Annotated in this window: 23 protein-coding genes and 1 pseudogene; 12 read left to right on the top strand and 12 right to left on the bottom strand. The window is 72.1% G+C overall.

Annotated elements, in window-relative coordinates:
• Positions 1–45 precede the first annotated feature (45 nt).
• A complete protein-coding gene (locus DVR05_RS26930; RefSeq protein WP_198659056.1) occupies positions 46–381 on the bottom strand; it encodes a hypothetical protein in 336 nt (111 codons plus the stop codon).
• 2 nt (positions 382–383) lie between these two features.
• Between DVR05_RS26930 and DVR05_RS05520 the strand changes: the two genes are divergently transcribed.
• Together DVR05_RS05520 and argG are read left to right on the top strand one after the other, a co-directional pair.
• Positions 384–1,553: a glycosyltransferase gene (locus DVR05_RS05520; protein ID WP_232832001.1), complete on the top strand. Its 1,170-nt coding sequence runs from the start codon at positions 384–386 to the stop codon at positions 1,551–1,553.
• 133 nt (positions 1,554–1,686) lie between these two features.
• Positions 1,687–3,138, top strand: coding sequence for an argininosuccinate synthase (argG, locus tag DVR05_RS05515; RefSeq protein WP_116244717.1), 1,452 nt, complete (start codon positions 1,687–1,689; stop codon positions 3,136–3,138).
• Between the two features lie 70 nt (positions 3,139–3,208).
• Here argG and DVR05_RS05510 read toward each other — a convergent pair whose 3' ends face one another.
• The 6 genes and pseudogenes from DVR05_RS05510 to DVR05_RS05485 form a co-directional block, all read right to left on the bottom strand.
• Positions 3,209–4,267, bottom strand: coding sequence for a TSUP family transporter (locus DVR05_RS05510; RefSeq protein WP_116244716.1), 1,059 nt, complete (start codon positions 4,265–4,267; stop codon positions 3,209–3,211).
• 100 nt (positions 4,268–4,367) lie between these two features.
• Positions 4,368–4,793 carry a hypothetical protein gene (locus DVR05_RS05505; protein WP_116244715.1) on the bottom strand — a complete coding sequence of 142 codons (426 nt, stop codon included), beginning with the start codon at positions 4,791–4,793 and terminating at the stop codon, positions 4,368–4,370.
• Positions 4,790–5,572: a class I SAM-dependent methyltransferase gene (locus DVR05_RS05500; protein WP_232832000.1), complete on the bottom strand. Its 783-nt coding sequence runs from the start codon at positions 5,570–5,572 to the stop codon at positions 4,790–4,792. The genes DVR05_RS05505 and DVR05_RS05500 overlap by 4 nt, the downstream gene beginning before the upstream one ends.
• Positions 5,569–6,360, bottom strand: coding sequence for a DUF2071 domain-containing protein (locus tag DVR05_RS05495; RefSeq protein ID WP_232831999.1), 792 nt, complete (start codon positions 6,358–6,360; stop codon positions 5,569–5,571). Before DVR05_RS05495 ends, DVR05_RS05500 begins: the two co-directional genes overlap by 4 nt.
• Positions 6,357–7,271 carry a DUF3419 domain-containing protein gene (locus DVR05_RS05490; protein WP_116244713.1) on the bottom strand — a complete coding sequence of 305 codons (915 nt, stop codon included), beginning with the start codon at positions 7,269–7,271 and terminating at the stop codon, positions 6,357–6,359. The genes DVR05_RS05495 and DVR05_RS05490 overlap by 4 nt, the downstream gene beginning before the upstream one ends.
• A pseudogene (locus tag DVR05_RS05485) lies at positions 7,268–7,513 on the bottom strand (DoxX-like family protein); the annotation flags it as partial. The pseudogene DVR05_RS05485 and the gene DVR05_RS05490, both read right to left, overlap by 4 nt.
• Positions 7,514–7,788: 275 nt before the next feature.
• Between DVR05_RS05485 and DVR05_RS05480 the strand changes: the two are divergent.
• Together DVR05_RS05480 and katG are read left to right on the top strand one after the other, a co-directional pair.
• Positions 7,789–8,220: a Fur family transcriptional regulator gene (locus DVR05_RS05480; protein WP_116244711.1), complete on the top strand. Its 432-nt coding sequence runs from the start codon at positions 7,789–7,791 to the stop codon at positions 8,218–8,220.
• 40 nt (positions 8,221–8,260) lie between these two features.
• Complete coding sequence (gene katG, locus DVR05_RS05475; RefSeq protein ID WP_116244710.1) at positions 8,261–10,465, top strand: catalase/peroxidase HPI; 2,205 nt, start codon at positions 8,261–8,263, stop codon at positions 10,463–10,465.
• Between the two features lie 163 nt (positions 10,466–10,628).
• Here katG and DVR05_RS05470 read toward each other — a convergent pair whose 3' ends face one another.
• The gene (locus DVR05_RS05470; protein ID WP_116244709.1) at positions 10,629–11,051 is read right to left on the bottom strand and encodes a hypothetical protein; all 423 of its coding nucleotides are present in this window, start codon (positions 11,049–11,051) and stop codon (positions 10,629–10,631) included.
• A 466-nt stretch (positions 11,052–11,517) separates the two neighbouring features.
• On the opposite strand from DVR05_RS05470, the gene DVR05_RS05465 reads away from it, so the two are divergent.
• The 3 genes from DVR05_RS05465 to DVR05_RS05455 all read left to right on the top strand — a co-directional run bounded on the left by DVR05_RS05465 (position 11,518) and on the right by DVR05_RS05455 (position 13,968).
• The gene (locus DVR05_RS05465) at positions 11,518–12,330 is read left to right on the top strand and encodes a sporulation protein (RefSeq protein WP_116244708.1); all 813 of its coding nucleotides are present in this window, start codon (positions 11,518–11,520) and stop codon (positions 12,328–12,330) included.
• Positions 12,331–12,395: 65 nt separating this feature from the next.
• Positions 12,396–13,211: an iron chelate uptake ABC transporter family permease subunit gene (locus DVR05_RS05460; RefSeq protein ID WP_116244707.1), complete on the top strand. Its 816-nt coding sequence runs from the start codon at positions 12,396–12,398 to the stop codon at positions 13,209–13,211.
• 46 nt (positions 13,212–13,257) lie between these two features.
• On the top strand, positions 13,258–13,968 hold the full coding sequence (locus DVR05_RS05455) for a hypothetical protein (RefSeq protein WP_116244706.1): 711 nt from the start codon (positions 13,258–13,260) through the stop codon (positions 13,966–13,968).
• Between the two features lie 116 nt (positions 13,969–14,084).
• Here DVR05_RS05455 and DVR05_RS05450 read toward each other — a convergent pair whose 3' ends face one another.
• Positions 14,085–14,756 (bottom strand): TetR/AcrR family transcriptional regulator, encoded by a 672-nt coding sequence (locus tag DVR05_RS05450; RefSeq protein ID WP_116244705.1) that lies wholly within the window; start codon positions 14,754–14,756, stop codon positions 14,085–14,087.
• Positions 14,757–14,856: 100 nt separating this feature from the next.
• On the opposite strand from DVR05_RS05450, the gene DVR05_RS05445 reads away from it, so the two are divergent.
• Positions 14,857–15,591: an NAD(P)-dependent oxidoreductase gene (locus DVR05_RS05445; protein ID WP_232831998.1), complete on the top strand. Its 735-nt coding sequence runs from the start codon at positions 14,857–14,859 to the stop codon at positions 15,589–15,591.
• A 65-nt stretch (positions 15,592–15,656) separates the two neighbouring features.
• Complete coding sequence (locus tag DVR05_RS05440; protein WP_116244704.1) at positions 15,657–16,376, top strand: DUF4386 domain-containing protein; 720 nt, start codon at positions 15,657–15,659, stop codon at positions 16,374–16,376.
• A gap of 417 nt (positions 16,377–16,793) precedes the next feature.
• On the opposite strand, the gene DVR05_RS05435 is transcribed toward DVR05_RS05440, so the two are convergent.
• The gene (locus tag DVR05_RS05435) at positions 16,794–17,186 is read right to left on the bottom strand and encodes a VOC family protein (RefSeq protein WP_116244703.1); all 393 of its coding nucleotides are present in this window, start codon (positions 17,184–17,186) and stop codon (positions 16,794–16,796) included.
• A 57-nt stretch (positions 17,187–17,243) separates the two neighbouring features.
• On the opposite strand from DVR05_RS05435, the gene DVR05_RS05430 reads away from it, so the two are divergent.
• On the top strand, positions 17,244–18,200 hold the full coding sequence (locus tag DVR05_RS05430) for a helix-turn-helix transcriptional regulator (RefSeq protein ID WP_369974499.1): 957 nt from the start codon (positions 17,244–17,246) through the stop codon (positions 18,198–18,200).
• A 392-nt stretch (positions 18,201–18,592) separates the two neighbouring features.
• Here the strand turns inward: DVR05_RS05430 and DVR05_RS05425 are convergent, their stop codons facing one another.
• Both DVR05_RS05425 and DVR05_RS05420 read right to left on the bottom strand, forming a co-directional pair.
• Positions 18,593–19,267: a haloacid dehalogenase type II gene (locus tag DVR05_RS05425; protein ID WP_116244702.1), complete on the bottom strand. Its 675-nt coding sequence runs from the start codon at positions 19,265–19,267 to the stop codon at positions 18,593–18,595.
• A gap of 436 nt (positions 19,268–19,703) precedes the next feature.
• Entirely contained in the window at positions 19,704–20,078 is a 375-nt protein-coding gene (locus tag DVR05_RS05420; protein ID WP_116244927.1) for a signal peptidase I, read from the bottom strand.
• A 1,022-nt stretch (positions 20,079–21,100) separates the two neighbouring features.
• On the opposite strand from DVR05_RS05420, the gene DVR05_RS05415 reads away from it, so the two are divergent.
• Positions 21,101–21,523 carry a DUF5959 family protein gene (locus tag DVR05_RS05415; RefSeq protein ID WP_116244701.1) on the top strand — a complete coding sequence of 141 codons (423 nt, stop codon included), beginning with the start codon at positions 21,101–21,103 and terminating at the stop codon, positions 21,521–21,523.
• 32 nt (positions 21,524–21,555) lie between these two features.
• Positions 21,556–22,140: an Imm21 family immunity protein gene (locus tag DVR05_RS05410; RefSeq protein ID WP_116244700.1), complete on the top strand. Its 585-nt coding sequence runs from the start codon at positions 21,556–21,558 to the stop codon at positions 22,138–22,140.
• Positions 22,141–22,487 lie beyond the last annotated feature (347 nt).

Raw genomic sequence — 22,487 nt, 5'->3', positions numbered from 1 at the left:
GGCGGTGCGGCGGAAGGGGCCGCCCCGGCGCTCCTCCGCCCGCCGTCACCGCACGGCGTAGTCCTTGAGGGAGCCCTCCAGGAGCGCGAACGCCCGTTCGGCGGAGGCAGCCACGGTCTCGGCGATCCGGGCGTCGTCCCATCCGCCGAGGGTCAGTTCCTGCACCCGTCGGAACAGGGTCCGGTCGGCGGCGGCCAGCTGGGCTGCCGCGAGGCGGGGGACGAGGTCGTCGGGGGCCGCCCGCCACGTGTGCGCCGGGTCCGGTGGGCGGCTACCGTGCTTGTCGACCCCGGCGGGACCCGACCGGACCGCGGGGGCCTCCCCTTCGACCGACGAGACCCCGACCCGTGCGCTCCCGAGGCCGGGCAGAGAACAGGACACCCGTGAACCACAGCCGAACCCAGGAACTGCGTCTGATCGTGACCGGCGGGGGAACGGGCGGGCACACCTATCCCGCCCTGACGGCCGTCAACACCCTGCGAAAGCGGCTGGAAGCCGAGGGCGGCGCCCTGAACGTCCTGTGGGTGGGCGCCGCGAACAGCCTGGAGGAGCGTGTGGCGGCGGCCAACGGGATCGCCTTCGAGTCGGTGGAGGTCGGCAAGGTCCGCCGCGCGGCCAACCCGTTGAGGATGCTCTCCCGGGAGAATCTGCGGGACATGGCCAACGTGCCGCGCGGCGTGGTCCAGGCGCGCCGGCTCATCACGGACTTCGCGCCGAACGTCGTGCTGGCCACCGGCGGCTACGTCGCGGTCCCCGTCGGTCTGGGCGCGGCGATGTGCCGCCGCCCGCTGGTGGTCCACGAGCAGACCGTGCGCCTGGGGCTGGCGAACAAGGTGCTCGCGCGGCGGGCCGCCCGGGTGGCGGTGTCCTCGCCGTCGAGCACGGAGCTGCTGCCCGACGACGTGCGCGACCGCGCGGTGATCACGGGCAACCCGGTCCGGCCGGAGGTGCTGCGCGGCCGGGCGGACCGGGCGGCCCAGGCGCTCGGGTTCGACGGCCACGACCCGTCGCTGCCCACCGTCTACGTGACCGGAGGGGCCCAGGGGTCGGTCCAGATCAACGGAACCGTCCGCGACCTGCTGCCGTGGCTGCTCACCCGTGCCAACGTCGTCCACCAGTGCGGTGCCGCCAACCTGGAGGCCCTGCGCGAGGCGTCGCGGGAACTGGCCCCCGAGCTGCGCGGCCGTTACCACGTGACCGACTTCGTCGGCCCCGAACTGCCCGACCTGCTGGCCCTGGCCGACGTGGTGATCTCGCGGAGCGGGGCGGGGACGATCGCGGAGCTGACCGCGCTCGGCAAGGCCGCCGCGCTGATCCCGCTGGCCACCTCCGCGGGCGACGAGCAACGGCATAACGCCCGCCACCTCCAGGAGGCGGGCGCGGCGGTCGCCCTGCTCGACGAGGTCGACGCCGAGCGGCTCCGGCGGGCGGTGGAGCCGCTGCTGGCCGACCCCGAACTCCGTCGGCGCATGGCCGACAGCGCCCGCGAGCTGGGTCGGCCGGACGCCGCCGACCGGCTGGTGGACGTGGTTCTGGCCGCCGCCCGTTTCTGACCTCCGACGGGCCGCGCGCCCACGCGGACGCGCGGCCTCCCGGTCTTCCCCGGCCCCGGCGGGCGGGAGGTGTGCACCGGGCCTTCCCACGCCCGTCTTGCATGATCATTCATTTTCACGCATACTTATTGCCATGTCCAAGGTACTCACCTCTCTCCCTGTCGGTGAACGGGTCGGGATCGCCTTCTCCGGCGGCCTCGACACCTCGGTGGCGGTCGCGTGGATGCGCGAGAAGGGCGCCGTCCCGTGCGCCTACACCGCCGACATCGGCCAGTACGACGAACCCGACATCGCCTCGGTGCCGGGGCGGGCCGCCGACTACGGGGCGGAGGTCGCCCGCCTGGTCGACGGCCGCGCCGCCTTGGTGGAGGAGGGGCTCGCCGCTCTGGCCTGCGGGGCGTTCCACATCCGGTCCGGTGGCCGCGTCTACTTCAACACCACCCCGCTCGGGCGGGCGGTCACGGGCACCCTGCTGGTGCGCGCCATGCTCGAGGACGGCGTGCAGATCTGGGGCGACGGTTCCACGTTCAAGGGCAACGACATCGAGCGGTTCTACCGCTACGGCCTGCTCGCCAACCCCGCCCTGCGCATCTACAAGCCCTGGTTGGACGCCGACTTCGTCAACGAGCTCGGCGGCCGCAAGGAGATGTCCGAGTGGCTGACCGAGCGCGGTCTGCCCTACCGGGACAGCACGGAGAAGGCCTACTCCACCGACGCCAACATCTGGGGCGCCACGCACGAGGCCAAGTCCCTCGAACACCTCGACACGGGTGTCGAGATCGTCGACCCCATCATGGGCGTGCGGTTCTGGGACCCCGAGGTCGAGATCCCCGCCGAGGACGTCACCATCGCCTTCGAGCAGGGGCGTCCGGTGAGCCTCAACGGCAAGTCCTTCCCCTCCGCCGTCGACCTGGTTCTGGAGGCCAACGCCATCGGCGGGCGCCACGGCCTGGGTATGTCCGACCAGATCGAGAACCGCATCATCGAGGCCAAGAGCCGCGGCATCTACGAGGCCCCGGGCATGGCGCTCCTGCACGCGGCCTACGAACGGCTGGTCAACGCGATCCACAACGAGGACACCCTCGCGGCCTACCACAGTGAGGGACGGCGGCTCGGCCGGCTCATGTACGAGGGCCGCTGGCTGGAGCCGCAGGCCCTGATGCTGCGCGAGTCGCTGCAGCGCTGGGTGGGCACCGCGGTGACCGGCGAGGTGACCCTGCGACTGCGGCGGGGCGAGGACTACTCGATCCTCGACACCAGCGGCCCCGCGTTCAGCTACCACCCGGACAAGCTGTCCATGGAGCGCACCGAGGACTCCGCGTTCGGCCCGGTCGACCGCATCGGCCAGCTCACCATGCGCAACCTCGACATCGCCGACTCCCGCGCCAAGCTGGAGGAGTACGCCAGCATCGGCATGGTCGGCGAGGGCGCCCACCCCACGACCATCGGCGCGGCCCAGGCCGCCTCGACCGGCCTGATCGGCGCGATGCCCGAGGGCGGCGCCGAGACGATCGCCTCCCGCGGCGAGGGCTCCGGCGACGGCGACCTGCTCGACCACGCCGCCATCGAGTCCGGCAACGACTGAGCCCCACCGGCCCGCGCCTCGCGGTCCGCCCCCGACCGGAACCCCCGGGCGGGGGCGGACCGCGACGTCGTCACAGGGCTCCGGCCCGCTGCGGGGTCCCGGCTCCGTCGGCCTCTCCCGACACGGCCGGTGGGGCCGCGTACCGGCCGGTCCGGATGAAGGCCACACAGAGCACCGTGAAGACGGCGAGCGTCGTCAGACTCAGGACCGTCAGCAGGGGTGTGAAGGGCACGAACAGCAGCGTGCTCACCAGTTCGCTCCCGATCAGCACGAACAGGATCATCCGGATCGTGAACGGCGTGAGCCGCGTACAGATCCACGCGCCCAGCGGCGCGCCGACCGCGACGACGGGCGAGGCCGCCACCCAGTAGCCGACCACCGCCCCGGTGAAGTCCCCGATGACGAACACGTGCGTGGCGAACGCGGCGAGCGAGACCACGGTCATCATGATCACGGTCGTGGGCGTGCTCACCTTCTCCGAGACACGGAACAGCAGCACCAGGAGGAGGAACATCACGCAGTTCTCGCCCACGCCCGCCACACCGCTGAGCAGTCCGCCCGCGAACCCGGTGCCGACCACCAGGGCCCGTTCCCGGGCGGTCCACTCGGGGATGACCGGGTTCCTCCGGTACCCGCGTTGGAACAGCTGGAGCAGGAGCGCGACGGCGAGCGCCACGAGCAGCATCGTGAACAGCACGCGGACCATCGGGAGCGGCACCAGGGGCGCCAGGTACACGGCGCTGACGACCACGCCGACCACGCCCGCGGCCGAACCGTAGACCACCACGCGCCTCTCGATGGGCACCCGGCACGCCAGGATGGAGATCGACGCCGCGGTCATGCCGACCGACTGGATCGCGAACGTGAAGACGCGGGCCTCGTCGGCGGGGACACCGAGCAGCTTGGTCATGACCGGGAAGGAGACCGCGCCGCCGCCCTCACTGGTCCCGCCGCCGATGAGCGAACCGAACACCATCGTGAGCGCCACTGGCCAGTTGGCCTGGAGGGCGTCGAGGAACCGCGGTCCCCACACCAGCGCCCACACCAGCCACACGCAGGCGGCCAGCGCGGAGTTGACGACGACGACCTTCGGAATTCTCGTTCCCGCCGGATGTTGTGTGGTGCGCATGGACCCTTCTCACCGTTCCTGGGACAGGGCGCTGGCGACTCTACCGACGCCCTCTCGGGCCCCGAGTCTCCTCGCGTGCGCGGGTCCGTGCCGGGCGGGATCAGACGGTCGCGTGCAGTGCGAGTCCGAAGACCCCGGCCACCCACGTCCACAGCAGGCAGAACCCCGCGTGGGCGAGGGTGCGCGGCGGGTCCCCCCGCCACAGGGCGGGGGAGAAGTAGGCGAACTGGAACAGCCAGCGCAGGGACCAGAACACGGTCTCCGCGACGAGCAGCGCGCGTGCCAGGGGACCCCCGGCCAACAGCTCCGGGGCCAGCAGCAGCGGCAGCGCGCCCAGGAGCACGCAGGTCAGGCCGATGAAGAAGAAGTGCGCCCCCGCCACCTGCCGGGGCAGCGCCGCCATCCGCGCCACCTGCTCGGGCCAGCCGATCAGTCGGGGCAGCACCAGGTGGAACGCGCCGAGAGCCACCAGCACCGCCCCCACCAGGTGCACCTGGCCCTGGAGCGAGAACACCCAGGCGGTCACCGCTCCGGCCCCACCAGGACGAACACCGTGACCAAGCCGCCCAACCGCCGTTCGTGGGCGAGCCGGAGCCCGGTGCCGCGCGCGGCCCGCAACCAGCGGGCGCGCGGCATGAAGTGCCCGGCCCCCGGGCCGTAGACGGCGATGTTGGCCGCGTCGCGGCAGTGCTCGACCAGGACCAGTGCGCCTCCCGGGCGCAGCACCCGCGCCACCTCGCCGAACGCCGCCTCCCGATCCGCCGCCGCGCGCAGCTCGTGCAGCGCGAAGGGGGCGATGACCGTGTCCACGGAGGCGTCCGGGACGGGCAGCGCGTTCGCCGCGCACGCCACCGACCCCGGGCGCGGCGGAACCCTGCGGCGCGCCCGCCGCAGCGACGGCTCCACGACGGGCAGCGTGTGGTACAGGTCGGCGACGGTCTGCCCGCCCCCGGGGTGCAGCGCGCCGATCACCTCGCTCGCCTCGTCCAGACCGGACGAGACCACCAGGTGGTCGCCCGGGTCGGCGGGTCGCCCCGCCCGCGCCAGGTCCGAGGCGAGCCACCCCCAGCCGTGCAGCGGCGACCGGTCGTAGACGACGTGGGAGGCCACCAGGGAGGCGGCGGTCCACCAGGACGCGGCGGCCCCGGCCGTCCACGCCGCCGCGCGGGCGATCCCCCGCAGCCGCGGGGCGACCAGCGCCCCGCCGACGGCCACCGCGCCGCCCGCCAGGTACAGGGGCCAGTTGTAGGCGACCACGTGCCGCGCCCCGGACGGGCGCCGCCGGCGGTCCCCGCGGCGGCTCATCCCCGCCTCCCCGCCGGGGTCATCCGCCGACCCCGGTGCCAGCCGTAGTCGACGTCCGCGACGTGGAAGGCGTTGGCGAGGACGGGCCGGGTCCCCGCGAAGGGGCCGTGGCGGAAGAAGGTCAACCGTTCCACGTCCACCGACACCGGGCGCGGCTCCCAGTTCGTCCGCAACGCCTTGACCACCAGCACGTCGCCGCCGCGCTCGTCATGCTCGAACGTGTGGGGCAGCGGCCCGGCGAAGCGCCGGGCGTCCCGCCACGTAGCGAAGGGGGAGCCCTCGGGCAGCGGTGCGGCCGGTCCGCCCAGGTCGGCGCTGACGCGCAGGTCGGCCCGCCCGTCGGCGGACCGCACCGCGACCTCCCACCGGTCGCCGGTCCGGCGCGTCCCGAGCACGGCGCGTTCGTACCGGTAGCGGGTGAGCAGCGCGCCCACGGCGGCCAGCGCCCGGCTCGACGTCTGACTCCGCAGGATGCGCAGGCCCCGGAGGGTGCGGGGTCCTCCCTCGGTCCTCGCCCGTTCCACCGGCAGTCGCGCGAAGACGCGGTAGCCGGTCATCACCTGGTCCGCACCCGTCCACGCGGGCAGGAAGGCCGGACGCAGGTCCCGGAGGGCCACGGCGGCCACCGCCGCGAAGCCGTACTCGGTTCCGTCCGGCGCGCGGTAGGTGTCCAACTCCAGGCCGGGGGTGAGTAACGGACGCAGGACCCGCGGCGGGAACGCGTAGGTGAGCACCAACGAGTCGGTGAAGTGCGCGCGCATGGGCAGGGGGTGTTCCCGGATCCTCAAGCCGTCCCTCCGACGGTCGTGACGTACAGGCTTCCCCACAGGGGGCAGCGTTCGGCCTCCGCGCGGACGGCGGCCGCGCCTTCCGCCGAACCCACGCTGCGCAGGACGGCGGTCCCGCCCGGCCGTACCGCGCGCTCGACCGCGGCGCGCAGCCGCCGGCGGTAGGCGGGCCCGGGGCCGTCCAGAACGTTGGACAGGGTCACCGCGTCGTAGCTTCCGGCCGGGACCGACTCCAGGTGTTCGGTGATCTCACCGAGCACGAACCGCACTCCGTCGGCGGGGGACGGGCCGTCCGGGGGCGGCTCCGGTGCGCGTCCGGTCAGCAGCGCCGCGAGCAGGGGGTTGTCCGCGTTCGGGTGGCGGGCGACGACGCGGGCGATCCGGGCGCGCAGCTCGGTGTCGAAACGGGCCGGGACCGCGTGGCGCAAGCCCGGGGCCAGGGCCGCGGCGAGCACCCCGACCGGACGCAGGGCCGCCCCCATGAGCAGCCGCAGCCCGGGGCCGTCGAGTCGGGTGCGCCACCACAGGGACTGGATCCGCGGGTCGGCCAGGTCGAGGAAGGCGCGCAGCGCGTCGGGGCGCCAGGACACAAGCGCGGCGGCGGTGGTCCGCCGGGCCGCCGCCAGCATGAGCTCGGCGCTGCCCCGGGCCGCCGGAGCGCCCTCCTCGACACGGGCGCGGGCGTAGGCCAGCTGCACCGGGTTGACGTCGATCGCGGTCACGTCGTACCCCGCGCGGGCCAGCGCGGCGGCGGTGTCCCCGGCCGAGGCCACGCACAGCACACGGGCGGGGGCGGCCGGGAAGACGCGTTCCTCCACGCGCGGGTCCTCGTACATCCGGCCGAACAGCAGACGGGGGCCGCGCCCGGGAAGGGCGAGGACGCGCCCGGCGGACCAGGGGGTGCCGGTCATGACCGGGCCTCGGCGCTTCGCGCCGCGACGACCCAGGCCAGCGCGACGATCGCCAGGTTGGCGGTCAGCATCCGCCCGGGTTCGTCGATGGCGGCGGGGGAGAGGAGCAGCCCGCCGAGGTTGAACACCCCGATGAGCGCCGTCTGGACGGCCGCGGCCGCGTACCGCCGACGACCGGACAGGACCCACAGCCCGATGGCGGCCTCCACCAGACCGATCCCCACCATGAGGGGGGGTGACCAGGGGTTCGGGCAGCAGCGGCAGGTCGGCGATGATCGCCCGGTGGTCGGCGCGGCCCGGCCAGACCTTGCACCACAGGCCCTCGTAGAACCAGACCAGGGACAGAGCCGCGGCGGGGGCGAGGGTGCGCGTCATCCGTGGGGGAGGGGCCATGCGGTCATCAAACCACCCGCTCCGCGCGTGCCGCGTCCGGGGTGGCGGAGCGGCGCTGCCCCGAGTCAGGTCAGACTCACCACATCATTTGACTTACTCCAGAAAACGAGCCAGACTACTGAGCATGCCAACCCCTTCGGATTTCGAGCGAATGCTGCGCGAGTCCGCTCTGCGGGTGACGAGCCCTCGGCTGGCTGTGCTCTCGGCCGTGCACGACAACCCGCACGCGGACACCGAGTCGATCATCGGTGTCGTGCGTGAGAACCTCGGCACGGTGTCCGACCAGGCCGTCTACGACGTGCTCAAAGCACTGACCAGCGTGGGTCTGGTGCGACGCATCCAGCCGCAGGGCTCCGTGGCCCGCTACGAGACCCGGGTCGGGGACAACCATCACCACATCGTGTGCCGGTCATGCGGTGCCATAGCCGACGTCGACTGCGCCGTCGGCCACGCGCCCTGCCTGACCGCCTCCGACGACCACGGTTTCTCGGTCGACGAGGCCGAGGTCGTCTACTGGGGTCTGTGCCCCGACTGCTCGAGCACACACGGTTCGTGAATCATCCTGTTCGCCTCCTCCCAACGTTGGAAGGATCTCCATGTCTGAAAACAACGAAGCCGCCAAGGCTGGCGGTTGCCCGGTCGCGCACGGTCGGGCCCCGCACCCGACCGAGGGCGGCGGCAACCGCGGCTGGTGGCCGAACCGGCTCAACCTGAAGATCCTGGCCAAGAACCCGGCCGTGGCGAACCCGCTCGGTGAGGAGTTCGACTACGCCAAGGCGTTCGAGGCGCTGGACCTGGACGCGGTGAAGGCCGACATCGCCGAGGTCCTCACCACCTCCCAGGACTGGTGGCCGGCCGACTTCGGGCACTACGGCCCGCTCATCATCCGCATGGCGTGGCACAGCGCGGGCACCTACCGCTCGCACGACGGCCGCGGCGGCGGCAGCGCCGGTCAGCAGCGCTTCGCGCCGCTGAACAGCTGGCCGGACAACGTCAACCTGGACAAGGCCCGCCGTCTGCTCTGGCCGGTCAAGAAGAAGTACGGCCAGAACATCTCCTGGGCCGACCTCATGATCCTCGCGGGCAACGTCGCGCTCGAGTCGATGGGCTTCGAGACCTTCGGCTTCGGCGGTGGCCGCGAGGACGTCTGGGAGCCCGACGAGGACGTCTACTGGGGCCCCGAGACCACCTGGCTCGACGACCAGCGCTACACCGGCGACCGTGAGCTGGAGAAGCCGCTGGCCGCCGTCCAGATGGGTCTGATCTACGTCAACCCGGAGGGCCCGAACGGCAACCCGGACCCGATCGCCGCCGCCCGCGACATCCGCGAGACCTTCGGCCGCATGGGCATGAACGACGAGGAGACCGTCGCCCTCATCGCCGGTGGCCACACCTTCGGCAAGACGCACGGCGCCGCCCCGGACAGCAACCTGGAGGCCGACCCCGAGGCAGCCGGCCTGGAGATGCAGGGTCTGGGCTGGAAGAACAACCACGGCACCGGCAAGGGCAACGACACGATCACCTCGGGCCTGGAGGTCACGTGGACCACCACGCCCGCGCAGTGGAGCCACGGCTTCTTCAAGAACCTGTTCGAGTTCGAGTACGAGCTCACCGAGAGCCCGGCCGGCGCCAAGCAGTGGGTCGCCAAGGACGCCGAGGAGATCATCCCCGACGCCCACGAGGCCGGTAAGAAGCACAAGCCGACCATGCTCACCACGGACCTGTCGCTGCGCTTCGACCCGGTCTACGAGCGGATCTCGCGCCGCTTCTACGAGAACCCCGACCAGTTCGCCGACGCGTTCGCCCGCGCCTGGTTCAAGCTGACCCACCGTGACATGGGCCCGAAGGTGCGCTACCTCGGCCCGGAGGTCCCGGAGGAGACGCTGATCTGGCAGGACCCGCTGCCCGCCCGCGAGGGCGAGGTCATCGGCGAGGCGGAGATCGCCACGCTGAAGGCCAAGGTCGCCGAGTCCGGCCTGTCGGTCGCCCAGCTGGTGTCCACGGCGTGGGCCTCGGCGTCGACCTACCGTGACAGCGACAAGCGCGGCGGCGCCAACGGCGCCCGCATCCGCCTGGCGCCGCAGATCGACTGGGAGGTCAACAACCCGACCGAGCTGCGCGAGGTGCTGGGCGCGCTCGAGGAGATCGCCAAGGAGTTCAACGCCTCCTCGGACAGGAAGGTCTCGCTCGCGGACCTGATCGTGCTCGCCGGCGGTGTCGGTGTCGAGATGGCCGCCAAGGCCGCCGGTCAGGAGATCGTCGTGCCCTTCACCCCGGGCCGGGTGGACGCCACGGAGGAGCACACGGACGTCGAGTCGTTCGCCTACCTGGAGCCGGTCGCCGACGGCTTCCGCAACTACTACGGCGAGGGCAACCGCCTCCCGGCCGAGTACCTGCTGCTCGACAAGGCCAACCTGCTCGGCGTGAGCGCGCCCGAGATGACCGTCCTGGTGGGCGGCCTGCGGGTGCTGGGCGCCAACTACGACAACTCCGACCTGGGCGTCCTCACCGACAAGCCGGGCGCGCTGACGAACGACTTCTTCGTCAACCTGCTCGACCTGGGCACCACGTGGCGCCCGACCGGTGAGACCTCCGAGACCTCGCAGACGTTCGAGGCCACGGACGAGTCCGGTGCGGTGAAGTGGACCGGCAGCCGCGTCGACCTGGTGTTCGGCTCCAACTCCGAGCTGCGCGCCCTGGCCGAGGTGTACGCCTCCGACGACGCGAAGGAGAAGTTCGTGGCGGACTTCGTCGCGGCGTGGAACAAGGTGATGAACGCCGACCGGTTCGACCTGGTCTGATGCTCACCCCGGGTGCCTGACGCCCGGTGACGGAGCCGGTCCGGCCGCCCCGGCCGGGCCGGCTTCCGTGGTCGTGCGGGCACGGCGACTCCGGCCAGCAGCGTTCGGAGCGCAGCCACGGGCAGCTCGATCACCGGACCGCCCTCCCGCGCGGTGTCGACGGTCAACCGGATGTCCCCTCCGACGCGTTCGGCGAGGGGGAGGGGTCGTGGCCGAGGCAGACCGGTCCGGGGTCGTCGGGGAGTCCGCACCACTCCCGCCAGGTCTCCAGTCCCGCGCAGCACCCGGGGACCAGCGTGGTGCCGCTCGCGGTGTCGGTGACCCGCAGCCCGCCGGGCGTGACGGGGCCGTCCGAGGTGAGCAGCCCGTGGAGGAATCCGTCAGGCGACTCCTCGGGGCGGGTCGGACGGTCCTCGGAGCTGCCGACGTCGTTGTCGTCGGCGACGCTCATCACGGCCGAGCCGATCCCGGCCGGATCGAGCGCGCCGTCGAGGGGCAGGAAGCCGTAGGGGGCGGAGCCGCCGACCGGCCACAGGGCGAAGCCGTCGGACGGACGGATCTCCAGGACCGGTTCCATGATGATCATCCGCCGATCCTGGCGCACCTGCCGGGGGTCCGTCCACGGGCTCGGCGCTCCCGGGGTTCCGCGCGCGGGTGCGCGTCCGCGTGCCGTCCACAGGCCGTGAACCGTGCGTTGCCCGCGCGCCGCACGCCGGGAGACCATTGATTCGGGGGCGCTGTCATCGGCCCGGCGGCGCCGTGTGCCCCGACCCGCGGCCCCACCACCCTCAACCCCCACCTCCGGCGCCCGTATCCCGACCCCCCACCACCACCCGCCTCCCGCCTTCCCGCCCCGCTCCCCACCTCGCGTTCCCCCACCCGGACGGACCGCCGTGAGCCCGTCCGGCACGAATCTCCGCGCACGGCGGGAAACCCGCACCGAGCCCACCGCGTCCTAGAACACGGCGCCGGTACCCCATCCACCCGCGTACGGGTCCACCACCCCCTTCCCCCGGCGCCCGGGGTGGCGGGACCGAGGAAAGAGACGCCCCGTGATCTTCAAGCGCATGCTCGCCAGCGTCGGCATCGGCGGTGCCACGGTGGAGACCACCCTGGACGAGGAGACCGTCACCCCGGGCGGCACCGTCACCGGCACGATCAAGGTCACCGGCGGCAACGTCGCCCAGACCGTGGAGGGCATCAGCGTCGGACTGCGCGCCACCGTGGAGAAGGAGTACGAGTACGAGGACTCCGAGGGCGAGGAGCAGCCGGGCGAGTACACCATCGACGTGGTCGTCGCCGAGCAGGTCGTCAGCGACGAGGCGTTCGAGCTGGAGCCCGAGCAGGAGTTCGAGGTCGCCTTCGAGCTGACCATTCCCATGGAGGCGCCCATCACCGCGGTGGACGGCCACCACTTCCTGGAGGGGGTGGGGCTCAACACGCGCCTGCACGTGGACAACGCCCTGGACCGCAAGGACGTGGACCCGCTGCTCATCGAGCCGCTCCCCGCCCAGGTCGCGGTCCTGGCGGCCCTGCACGCGCTGGGCTTCGAGCTCAAGGACGTCGACCTGGAGAAGGCCGAGATCCCCGGCACCCGCCAGAAGCTGCCCTTCTACCAGGAGTTCGAGTACACCGGCGCCGGGCAGTACGAGGGCCTGGAGTCGCTCGAACTGACCTTCCTCACCGACGAGGAGGGGATGGACGTGGTGCTGGAGCTGGACAAGAAGCCCGGCGTCCTGTTCGGCGAGGGCGGCGACACGCTCCTGCGCCTGAGCATCGAGCACGAGTCCACCGACCCGGAGGCGATCGCGGGCACCCTCCACGAGTGGATCGACGCGATCGCCGGTGAGCGCGGCCTGTTCTGACGGTGCGGTCCGCGACCGGACGGCGGGTCCGCCCCTCCGGCCCGCCGTCCCGTTGACGTGGACCGGTGAGCGCGCCCCTCCACCCCGTGGAGAGCGTCAGGTACTGGGTGCCCGACCTCGACACCGCCCACCAGGACCGCGCCGCCGACCTGCTCCAGTACGTGCTGGAGCCGCTGGCCAAGCTCCCCGTGGCCGCCGACGCCCGCACCCTCGCCGTCTCCGGCGACGCCGCCCCGTACACGGCCGGGCGGGTCGCCCACGGCCGGCCGGTCCACCTGCCGGGCGCCGCCGGGGACCGGTGGTCCGCGCACGACCGCGCGATCCTCGTCGGCGCCCTGGCGGTCCTCGGCGGGTCGGCGGCCACGGTCGGCGTGCTCGTCTGCCCCGCCCTCGCGGGCGCCGCCTTCGCGGCGGTCGCCGTCCTGTCGCTGTCGTCCACCGGCCGCGGACCGGCGACCCCCGTGCCCATGACCCTCGCTGGGGTGGCGCTCACCGCGGTGTTCGGCGGCGTCACGACGGCCGTCCGGTGGGGTGAGGACAACATGAGCGGCACCCTGCTGACGCCGCTCGGCTTCACCTGGTCGGAGCAGGAGAACGCCACCGTCGCCGACGAGGCGGAGCCTGAGGCCGTCGTCTCGAACGAGCGGCTCGGGTCGGTCGTGGGCGACGCGGCCGTCCTGTTCGTCGACTCGAACCTGCGCGGCGAGGTCAACGCGTTCATGGCGGACCTCCTCCAGGCGACCACCCTGTACCAGGAGCTCCCCGCGGTCCGGAACGGGCGCGACTACCTCGCGGGGAAGAACACCGTCGCGGGCTACACCGACGCCAACCACACCCTCGACCGCGTCGAGGAGGCCCTCCAGGGCATGCGGGAGGACTGAACCCCCGAGGGAGGGTCGCGCCGGGAGGGGTGGCAGGATCTCAGATGTGCGCCACGCCCCTCCCGGACCGGCCCTCGCCGCCCTGGGCGCCCTGCTGGACCGGTCCCTCACCCAGATCGCCGACGCCGCCTCCGCCCCCGTGTTCGACCGCCGGACGGTCAGGACCGCGGCCGACGTGTGGGACAACGGCACCCTCCCCCTGTTCCGGGCGGCGACGGGCCCGTCCGGGAACGAGCGGGAACGGCGTGCCCGGGCGGTCCTGGAGTGGATGGCGCGGCTGGGGCCCGAACGCCGCGCGTGGATGGTGGAGCAGGGCGCGGCCGCCGGACACCGGATCGACGCGCTGCTCGGCCCCGAGCGGCGGCCGGGACCCGCCCGCCGGGTCGGCGCGCTGTTCCCGCTCCGCCGCGGCGGTCTGTCGGAGCGCCCCGCGCCGTGGGGGGACCTGGCGGGTTCCACCTGTGGAGCGGCGACCTTCGCGGCCTGGGCCATGATCCGGATGCGCTCGGCCCGCCACCCCCGGGAGGCCGCCGGGTTTCCCCTGGCGGCGTGCTGTCGCGCCCTGGAGGGGGCCGGACGGGACATCCTGTCGGCGGGCGCCCTCCCGGGACGGCGGCGGGAGGCCGCCTTCCGTTCCCTGACGGCCGACTGGCTCCGCCGCGGCGGAGCCGAGCTGGGGCCTCACCGGGAGCGTCTCCTCCGGGGCTTCCCGGACGCCGGGGAGCTGGTCCTGCGCGAGGTGGGCGACGGGCCGTGAGACGACGCCGCGGCGACGACGTCGACGATCACCGGTCCCACCCGCAGGAGGCGTCCGGTCATGGTGGGGGCTCCCTTTCCGTCGTCCGATCGCGCGGTCGTCCCGCGGCCACCGGCTCAGAGGCTCTCGCGCCGCCGCTGGAGCCCGTCGAGGATCAGGTCGAGCCCGACCCCGAACTCCTCGGAGTAGGCGTAGCCGGGCTTGAGGGCCCGGTCGACGATCATCTCGCTGAGGTGGGGGAACTCGTCGCGGGGGAGTCGTTCCAGCATGGCGCCCGCCACGTCCTCGAGATCGGCCGACGAGGTGAAGGGCAGGCTGAGCTCCTGGAGCGTGAACCCGTACACGTAGCTGTCCAGCACCGAGAGCGCGTGCGCGGCGCCGGAGATCGAGAAGCCGCCCGCGCGTAGGCAGCCGATGACCGCGTCGTGGTGGCGCAGGGTCGCGTGGCCGGGGCTGGTCCGGGAGTCCATCAGGCTGATCGCCCACGGGTGACGGGTCAGCGCGTCGCGCAGCGAGGAGGCGCGCCGTCGCATCGCGGTCCGCCAGTCGACGTCGTCCGGTGGGAGTTCGACCTCACCGAAGACGAGGTCGACCATGCCGTCGAGGATCGCCTCCTTGTTGCGGAAGTGGTGGTACAGCGACATGGCCTCGACGCCGAGCCGTTTGGCGAGGCCGCGCATGCTCGGCGCGCCGGTGCCGGACTCGTCCGCCAGCGCGACCGCCGTGCGGATCACCGCCTCCCTGCTGAGCGGGTCGCGGCGGGGTGTGTCGGCGGGCTCCGTGGTCACGGGTCCTCCTGTCTGGGATACGCGGACTCTTGACAACCTTACACTGCAAGGCATATACCTTACGGCGTAAGACAGGCGGTGGCGGACGAGGGAGAGGGCCGTGGAACCGATCAGCAGGGACGGAACCGGGAAACCGGGCACGGGGAAGAGGATGTGCGTCGTCGGCGCCTCCGGGAAGCTCGGCCGCCACATGGTGCGGCACGCGCTGGACCGCGGGTACGAGGTCGTGGGGGTCTGCCGCGAGCAGAGCGTGGACAAGCTCGCCGAGTTCGAGGGGCGGATCACGGTGCTCCCCGGCATGACCGACGACCGCGAGGTCATCGCGCGGGCGGTGGACGGGTGCGACGCCGTGCTCACGGTGCTGGTGCCGTGGGGGGTGCACCACTACGCCTCCGGAACGGCCCAGGCCGTGCTCGACCACGCGCCCCCGGGCGCGCGCCTGGTGTTCTCCTGCGGCTGGCACATCACCCGCGACGGCAAGGACGTCTACACCCGGCGGTTCAGGCTGTACGCGGCCGTGTTCGGTCGGCTGGCCAAGCTCGCCCGTGTCGTCGACGTGGACGACCAGGTGGCGGCGTGCCGGCGGGTCTTCGCCAGCGACACCCGGTGGACGGTCGTGCGCGGCAGCGACCTGGAGGAGGGCGACAGCCAGGGGCTGCCGGTGTGGAGTCGGCACGTGGGCGATCCCGTCCTCGCGAGCAACCTGACCCGCCGCGTGGACTACGCCCGCTTCATGGTCGAGGCGGTGGAGAACGACGACCTCGTCCACGAGGCGCCGGCCATCGTCGGCCGGCTGACCCCGTCGGCCCTCGCTCACGCCGGCGGCCCGGCGTGAGCGCCCGTCGGCCGCCAGCGCCGGGCCCGACCGCCCGGCTCCGCGCACCAGGAGAGGACCACACCGTGACCGCACCGAAGACGCTCGCGCGGGCCGCGGGTGCCCTGTACCTGCTCGTCGCCGTGTTCACCATCTTCGCCGGAGTGGTGAACACGCGGATCGTCGATCCGGGGGACGCCGGGGCCACCGCCGACAACATCGACGCCTCGGCCACCCTGTTCCGTGTCGGGCTCGTCAGCGAACTGGTGGGGGCCACCGCCTTCCTACTGACCGCCATGACCCTGTACCTGCTGCTCAGGCGCGTCAACCAGCTGGTCGCCGCCGCGATGGTCACCATCGTCGCGGTCAGCGTCGCGATGCAGAGCCTGAACCTGCTCAACCAGAACGCGGCGCTGAGGGTCGCCACCGACCAGGGCCACGCCGACGCTCTCGGCCCGGCCGCCTCCGACCAGCTCACCCTGCTGTTCACCGGGATGCAGCACGACGGGTACCTGATCGCGCAGACGTACTTCGGTCTGTGGCTGCTGCCGCTGGGCTACCTGGTCGTCAGGTCCGGCTACTTCCCCAAGGCGCTGGGCGTCCTGTTGGTGATCGGTTGCTGCGGCCACCTCACGGACGTGTTCGCGCGCCTCCTCGCCCCCGAGTTCGGCGCGGACATCTCAGCGTTCGCCATGACCCCCGCGGCGATCGCGGAACTCTCGTTCATCGCGTGGCTGCTGATCAGAGCCGTGCCGGACCCCGACATCGGCACGCGGTCCCCCGCCGCGGCCCGCCCCGGCGTCTGACCGCTCGTCCGACCCGGCCCGCGCGACCGGTGTGCCGGAGCGCGGAACGCCGAGCGGGCGCGGACCCCCTCCGCGCAGGCGGCGCGTGAGGTGTTCTCGTGCCCACCGGGCCTCCTGATCACCGAGCCTCCTGGAGGCGGAAAGGCCGGGACTCGCCCTCCGAGTCCGGGGACCCGATGTCCGGGTACCCGGTGGCGGAGGCGCCGGATCGGCGGCACCTCATGATCGACGGACACAGGGATCCGAACACCTCACCGGCCCTCACCCGGGCGATCGGGGAGCTCTGCCCCGTGGTCTACAGGCTGGGGTTCGCCGTCAGGCGGGACCTCGGGCGCGACGACGTCGTCACCGCCGCAGAACGAGGAGCCGCCCGATCCCGCGCCACGGACTCCGGCTCGGCTCGAAGGGCCCCTGGTGTCAGACTCCGTGCGTGGAGAGGCAGAAGGGGTGGCCCGCCGGGTCCAGCAGCACCCGCCACACATCGGGCCGCGGCTGGAACGGGGCCGCCACGGCGCCCAGGGCCAGCATCCGGTCCTGCGCGGCGTCCAGGTCCTCGACACCCAGTTCGATGTGCGCCTGTTTCTGCTGGGCGGGGTCGGGCCAGGTCGGGGGCCGGTAGTCGGTCTGCCGGACGAACCCCAGCCCAGGGGCGTCCGCCCGGCCGAGCAGGACGAAGTCGTCGCTGGAGAACAGCACGGGCAGGTCGAGGGCGTCGCGATAGAAGCGGGCGAGCTCGGCCGGGTCCGGGCAGTCGAAGTCGACGGAGAGGAATCGGATCACGGGGGTGGACGGGGTATCTCCTGTGCTCATGGTGGGACGGTAGAGGGCGACCCGGACAGGTACTGTCCTGGTCTTCCCCCACACCGGGTGACCGTGACGCATGCCACTTCTCGACTGCTGCGACTGGTGTCGCTGTTGTCCACACGACCGGTCCGGACCTGCGGTGAACTGGCCGAACACATGTCGGTCACCGAGCGGACGGTCCGGCGTGACATCGCTCGGCTACGGGATCTGGGCTACGGCATCGAATCCGCCCCGGGGCCCTGGGGCGGCTACCGGCTCAGCCCCGGCACCCGGTTGCCCCCGCTGGTTCTGGACGACGAGGAGGCTCTGGCCGTGGCCGTCGGCCTGCGGTCGGCCGCGCTCAGCGGGGCCCTGGGCGCTGACCAAGCCGCGTTGTCGGCCCTTCTGAAGCTCCGACAGGCCCTGCCGAGGCGGCTGGCCGGCCGACTGGGCGAACTCGACGCCACCCTGGCGCACACCCCGCGGTCCGAGGAGCCGCAGATCAGCCCGGACAGGCTGCTGGAACTGGCGACAGCGTGCCGCGGCGGGACGCGTACCGAGCTGTCGTACCGGGACCACGCGGGGCGTTCGACCATCCGGTACGTCGATCCGTACCGCCTCGTCCACACGGGCCTTCGCTGGTACTTCGTCGCCCGCGACGTCGGCCGGGGCCAGTGGCGTACGTTCCGGGCCGACCGTGTGACGGGGACGCGGATCACCGCCGAGCCGGTCGACCTGGTCGATCCGCCGGATGCCGCGTCGCTGGTCTCCCGGGGCATCGCGAGCGTCGTGTACCCGGTGTATGCGACGGTTCGGCTCCCGCTTCCCCTGGACCGGGCCCTGGCCGTGGTCCCGTCCACGATCGGCGCGCACGCCCCCGACGGTCCCGGTGCCACGGTGGTCGAGATCGGCGGCAACGACGTGGAACAGCTCGTCGACTACCTGCTCGGCCTCGGCACACCTTTCAGGGTGCTCTCCACCGACGCCGTGCGTGAGGCACTGCTCCGCCGCGCCCGGGGGCTGATCGAAGCCAACCAGTGAGGTCGGTGGGTCTTCCACGCCGCCGTGTCCCCGGTCTCGGTCCGTCTCCGGCCCCAACCGTGATCAGGTCGTCCCGTCAGGTCTGCCGCAGTGTGGGGTCGCGGCCTCGCGCTCCTCCCGCGATCTGTGCGGATGAACCGCGTTCCGGCGGACTCCGGCGCGGGGTGGGGCGGCTCAGGGCGCAGACCGGGGCACAGCCCTGGGGATATGCTCCGGCGGGTGTCGGGGAGGTGGCCCCCGATGGCGCCTCACGGGGTCCACGGGCCGGAGGCCACCTTCCATCGCACGGTGCGGTGCGGTCGATGGGAAACAGTCGCCCGTTCATCCTCGCTCCCCGCCCGACAGATGCGAGAACCCCCATCACATCCTGAACGGAACGCTCTGGGCGGAACTCAGTCGGAGGACAGCCGCAGCAGGCGTTCGGCGACCTGGACAAGATCGGCGCCGCTTACGTCAGGTGCTGTGAAGACGTCACCGTGTCGGCCTTCCAACCGCTCACACCAACCGGCGAGACAGCCGGCGCGTTTGGCGCCGTGACAGTCCCAGGCGTGTACCGCGACCAGCGCCATGTCGCCGGGTGATGTTCCGAGTTCGCTGGCCGCCACCCGGTAGACGGACGGCGCGGGTTTCCAAGTGCCGGCCTTCTCCGCGGTGATCACCTGGTCCACGTGGTGCGCCAGGCCCGCTCGTTCCAGGCAGAGCGCCGTGTTCTCCGCGCTGCCGACGGTCAGGCAGCCGATCCGCAGCCCGGCTTCGGAGAGCCGACGCAGCGCCGGTTCGGCGTCGGGATACGCGGGCAGTCGGCCGAACCCCTCCAGCACGTAGCCGATCTCGTCCTCGGAGGCGGTGTGTCCGGTGTCGGTGCGCAACGCCTGCCGTGCCACCGACTCGAACGATCCGAAATCCCCGGCAAGGGTCAACGCCATCGAGTCGCGCTGGAAACGCATGAACCACGGCTCCAACAGCTGAGCGGGCTGACCGATCTCCTCCAACCGCGTGCGGAGCGGAGCCAGGTTCACCAGGGTTTCGAGCACATCGAAAGCAACGGCGCTCGGGCGAGCGACCATGGGGCCTCCCTCGGTTCGTGTATTCCCGCCGCACCCGACACAAGTGTGTCGTGCTGATGCCCGGATCGCGCGCCACGTCGGCCACGCCGCGCCCTGCTCCGACCAGGTTCAGGACCTCGCGGCGGAACTCGGCGGGGCATCCACGACGTCCCGCGACGCCTCCTTGAGGTCATGTGGTCCCAGGATCCAGGAATCCGACTCCGAAAAACGCGGGACACACCACCAGCCTCCAATGAACCCGGCACGAGACGTCATTCGTCTTGGGAGGGCGGCGGGGCTGACGAGGAGCAGTCTCCACCGTGGGGGTTCGTCGGAGCCGATGGGGAAGGAGCCCGTGAAGGCGGCTCCCGGTGCGCTCAGGCGGGTGACGAGCACGAAGACGTCAGTGCCGGGTCCCCTCCTGAGCACGTCCTCCTGGGTGAACCTTCGACGGGGGTCACGGTTCCATCGCGGTCACCGCGTAGCCGGGCACGGACGGCCACCTGACGGTCAGCACCACCGACTCCTCCTCCGCGACCCAGGAGTGGTCGGTTCCGTGTCCCCACACGATGTAGTCGCCCTGCTGCTGGAGGACGACGTCGCGGTGGGGAAGCTGGACGCGGAAACGTCCGCTGATGAGGACCAGGAGAGCGGTGCGCCGCTCACCCGTCACCCACTGTGCCCTGGTGTCTCCGCGTGGGTGGACGCCCCACTTGATCTCCACGTCCTCGCTGTGGCGGGGGTCGCCTGAGTCCTTGAAGTGTCCGAGGAGCCACCCTCGGTCCAGGGCCGCGTCCTTGCCCGCGTTGCCTACGTACACGCCATCGTTCACACCGCCGGACGGTAGCAGCCGTCCCAGACAGCGGGTGTCGATCGGGGTCGCGGAGGACCAGGGGGCGGCGACGCAACGGTGGGGGTGTGCGGGACCGGCGAGCACACCAGGAGCGGGAAGGCGCCTCCGACCGCAGGTCATGCGGAGTGCAGATCCAGCGTGACCGGGGGTTTCCCCGTTCCCGGGTGCGTCGTCCAATCGGATGAAAGGTCTGCTCCAGGGTGAGCGGATGGTCGAACCTCATGTGCGGCCTCTCCGTCGTGCTGCCTGAGGCCGTGTGGTGCCTCCCGGTGTCGTGTCAGTGCGGAACTGAAGGGCGCAAACAGAGTATGAACGGCCGGTTGGTGGCGTCCGATGGCACCTTGCGAGGTGCTTGCCGTGCAGATATGAACATCAGCCCTGGCGGGGGCGTCGGAGAATCGCGGTCCGGTGGAAATGGCAATGTGTGTTCTTAATTCTGGCGAGGGAGGCTCAACGCAACGTCCATCTTTGTCGATGCCGCCGCCGAGGCGGGTGAGGAACTCCCGGAAGTCGGACGTCAGGTCCACGTTCAGTGGCTCTTCCCTGACCGGTGAGGGGTGCCCCTCGGGGGGCAGCAGGGTGATCAGATCGTCCACAGACGCCATCGTGTACTCCTCTGCGTGGGGAACGGTCTCACCGCTATCCGTCAGTTCATCCTGGATGACGGCGCCGGCGCTCTTGGCCGCGCGCCCGTCCGCGAGACCTCGTCAGCCGCGCCTGGTGCCCCTGCCGGGCGCAGCATCCCCGTCGGGGACGAAGCGTGTTGCCGCTGGGAGCAGGTTGACCCTCGACGTCGACCCGCCGCTGGCCATGGGCGATACGGGGTACTGGTTCTGCTCCTGCGTCAGGCGGGGTTGCTGTGGGGCGCCGGTCTCACCTCACCCTGACAGGTGGGGGCGAACTCACGGTGTGCGTGGCGGTGGGGCGTCGGTTGTCTTGGGGGTGGTGTAGCAAAGATCGGGGCCGGCCGGGTCCGTTGGGTACTCCTGGGAGGTTCGTCAGTGAGCGGAAAGCGGTCGTTGGAGCTCTTCCGGTTCTCCGATATCGGGCAGAGCGTGGCCGTCGTGGTCGAGTGCGGTGATTCCTGGACGGTGGGAGCAGCGGAACCACAGCGCTATCATCCCGCCCTCCTCGTGGTGGAGAGCGATTTCGTCAGCGGCCGTCTCCAACTGGCGCTCTCGGACGGGGACCTGGACGACTGGGAGCGCTGCCTGGACGCGCTCGATGCCGAGGAGCGGGTCGAGTGGCCCCCGGGCGACCGCACCCCTTGGCTGGAAGTGGTGCCCGACGATCCGGTGGAGATGACCGTGCACGACATGCCCTCGACACAGATCGCGGTGCGCGTGCCGATCGGTTTCACGGATGAGTGGGTGGAGGAGAACCGGGCGCGGCTGGAACGGGTCCGCAAGGCCGTTGAGCTGTGAGCGGCCACGGTCCTGATTGGGGAGTCGATGGTATGAGCGCTTCTCCGGCCCCTCGTGCCGATGGGGGTCCTCCCTCCCCCACGTGGGTGGAGTCACTGGGCGGTCCGTTGGTCGTCGTCCCCGTGTCGGCACTGGCCGCATGGGGCGGCGGTACGACGACCGGGGTCCTCATGGGAGGGGATGTCCCCGACGACTACGACCGGGCCTGTGCGGTGGACGGCCTGGCTGGGGTGCTCCCCGTGGGCGACGGCGGCGGGCAGGCGCTGGTCCTGGGCGAGGAGCCCGACACCAGTTGCTACCTGCCCGAACACCGGGCCTTCCTGCGCTGGCTCGCCGCTGACTCCGAATCCGACCTGAGGAGCGCGGCTGAGGATGTGCTGGCCGATCCGGCCGCGAGGTGGGACGAGTGCGGCACCTGGGTGACGGACGGTCCGGCCGTGCTCATGGACGCCGCTGTGCCGGGAGCGGAGCTGAACGAGGTGTACCCCGATGGAGGGGTACCTGAGCAGGCACCCGTGTCCTTGCCGCCCGGCCGGTGGCGGGTGCGGGCGACCCAGGCGTGGGCGGACCCGGACACCTGTGTCGGGTTGGTCCGGCTCCTGCCCGCTGGTGCCTGAGAGGTCCGACGAGGCTCGAGGCGGGTCGGGACACGACCCGGTCAGCGAGCATGTCGGCACTCCACCCTTGCGGTGACCGACCGCACTCGTCCTGCCGTTGGGCGCCACCCCCACCGACCGTGAGCAGGACGAGGGTCACACGGGTGATGTCACGCGGGGCGTGTCACGCACCGGTACCCCGTTGAACAGGGTGAACGGCGACGGCGGCTCAGTCGGGCCACGCGGCCGGAGGGGCTCGACTCGGATTCTGCGCGGTGTTCCGGCGGTCACATCTTTCATAACGTTCTCATCACGTGCGCGTGAGATGCTTCCGTGGTGTCAGTCGTCGCTTTGACCTGCGTGGGTCA

The sequence above is a fragment of the Nocardiopsis sp. FIRDI 009 genome, assembly GCF_003386285.1.
In the GTDB taxonomy this organism is placed as follows: Bacteria; Actinomycetota; Actinomycetes; order Streptosporangiales; family Streptosporangiaceae; genus Nocardiopsis.
The sequence above is the reverse complement of the archived record's forward strand: the minus strand, read 5'-3'. Positions and strand labels throughout refer to the sequence as shown.

Coding starts and splice junctions, on each gene's coding strand:
- DVR05_RS05435 (WP_116244703.1), bottom strand. CDS start 17,186: ATGAGCACAGGAGATACCCCGTCCACCCCCGTGATCCGATTCCTCTCC.
- DVR05_RS05510 (WP_116244716.1), bottom strand. CDS start 4,267: ATGCGCACCACACAACATCCGGCGGGAACGAGAATTCCGAAGGTCGTC.
- DVR05_RS05500 (WP_232832000.1), bottom strand. CDS start 5,572: ATGAGCCGCCGCGGGGACCGCCGGCGGCGCCCGTCCGGGGCGCGGCAC.
- DVR05_RS05425 (WP_116244702.1), bottom strand. CDS start 19,267: ATGGTCGCTCGCCCGAGCGCCGTTGCTTTCGATGTGCTCGAAACCCTG.
- DVR05_RS05480 (WP_116244711.1), top strand. CDS start 7,789: ATGCCAACCCCTTCGGATTTCGAGCGAATGCTGCGCGAGTCCGCTCTG.
- DVR05_RS05470 (WP_116244709.1), bottom strand. CDS start 11,051: ATGATCATCATGGAACCGGTCCTGGAGATCCGTCCGTCCGACGGCTTC.
- katG (WP_116244710.1), top strand. CDS start 8,261: ATGTCTGAAAACAACGAAGCCGCCAAGGCTGGCGGTTGCCCGGTCGCG.
- DVR05_RS05410 (WP_116244700.1), top strand. CDS start 21,556: ATGAGCGCTTCTCCGGCCCCTCGTGCCGATGGGGGTCCTCCCTCCCCC.
- DVR05_RS05490 (WP_116244713.1), bottom strand. CDS start 7,271: ATGACCGGCACCCCCTGGTCCGCCGGGCGCGTCCTCGCCCTTCCCGGG.
- argG (WP_116244717.1), top strand. CDS start 1,687: ATGTCCAAGGTACTCACCTCTCTCCCTGTCGGTGAACGGGTCGGGATC.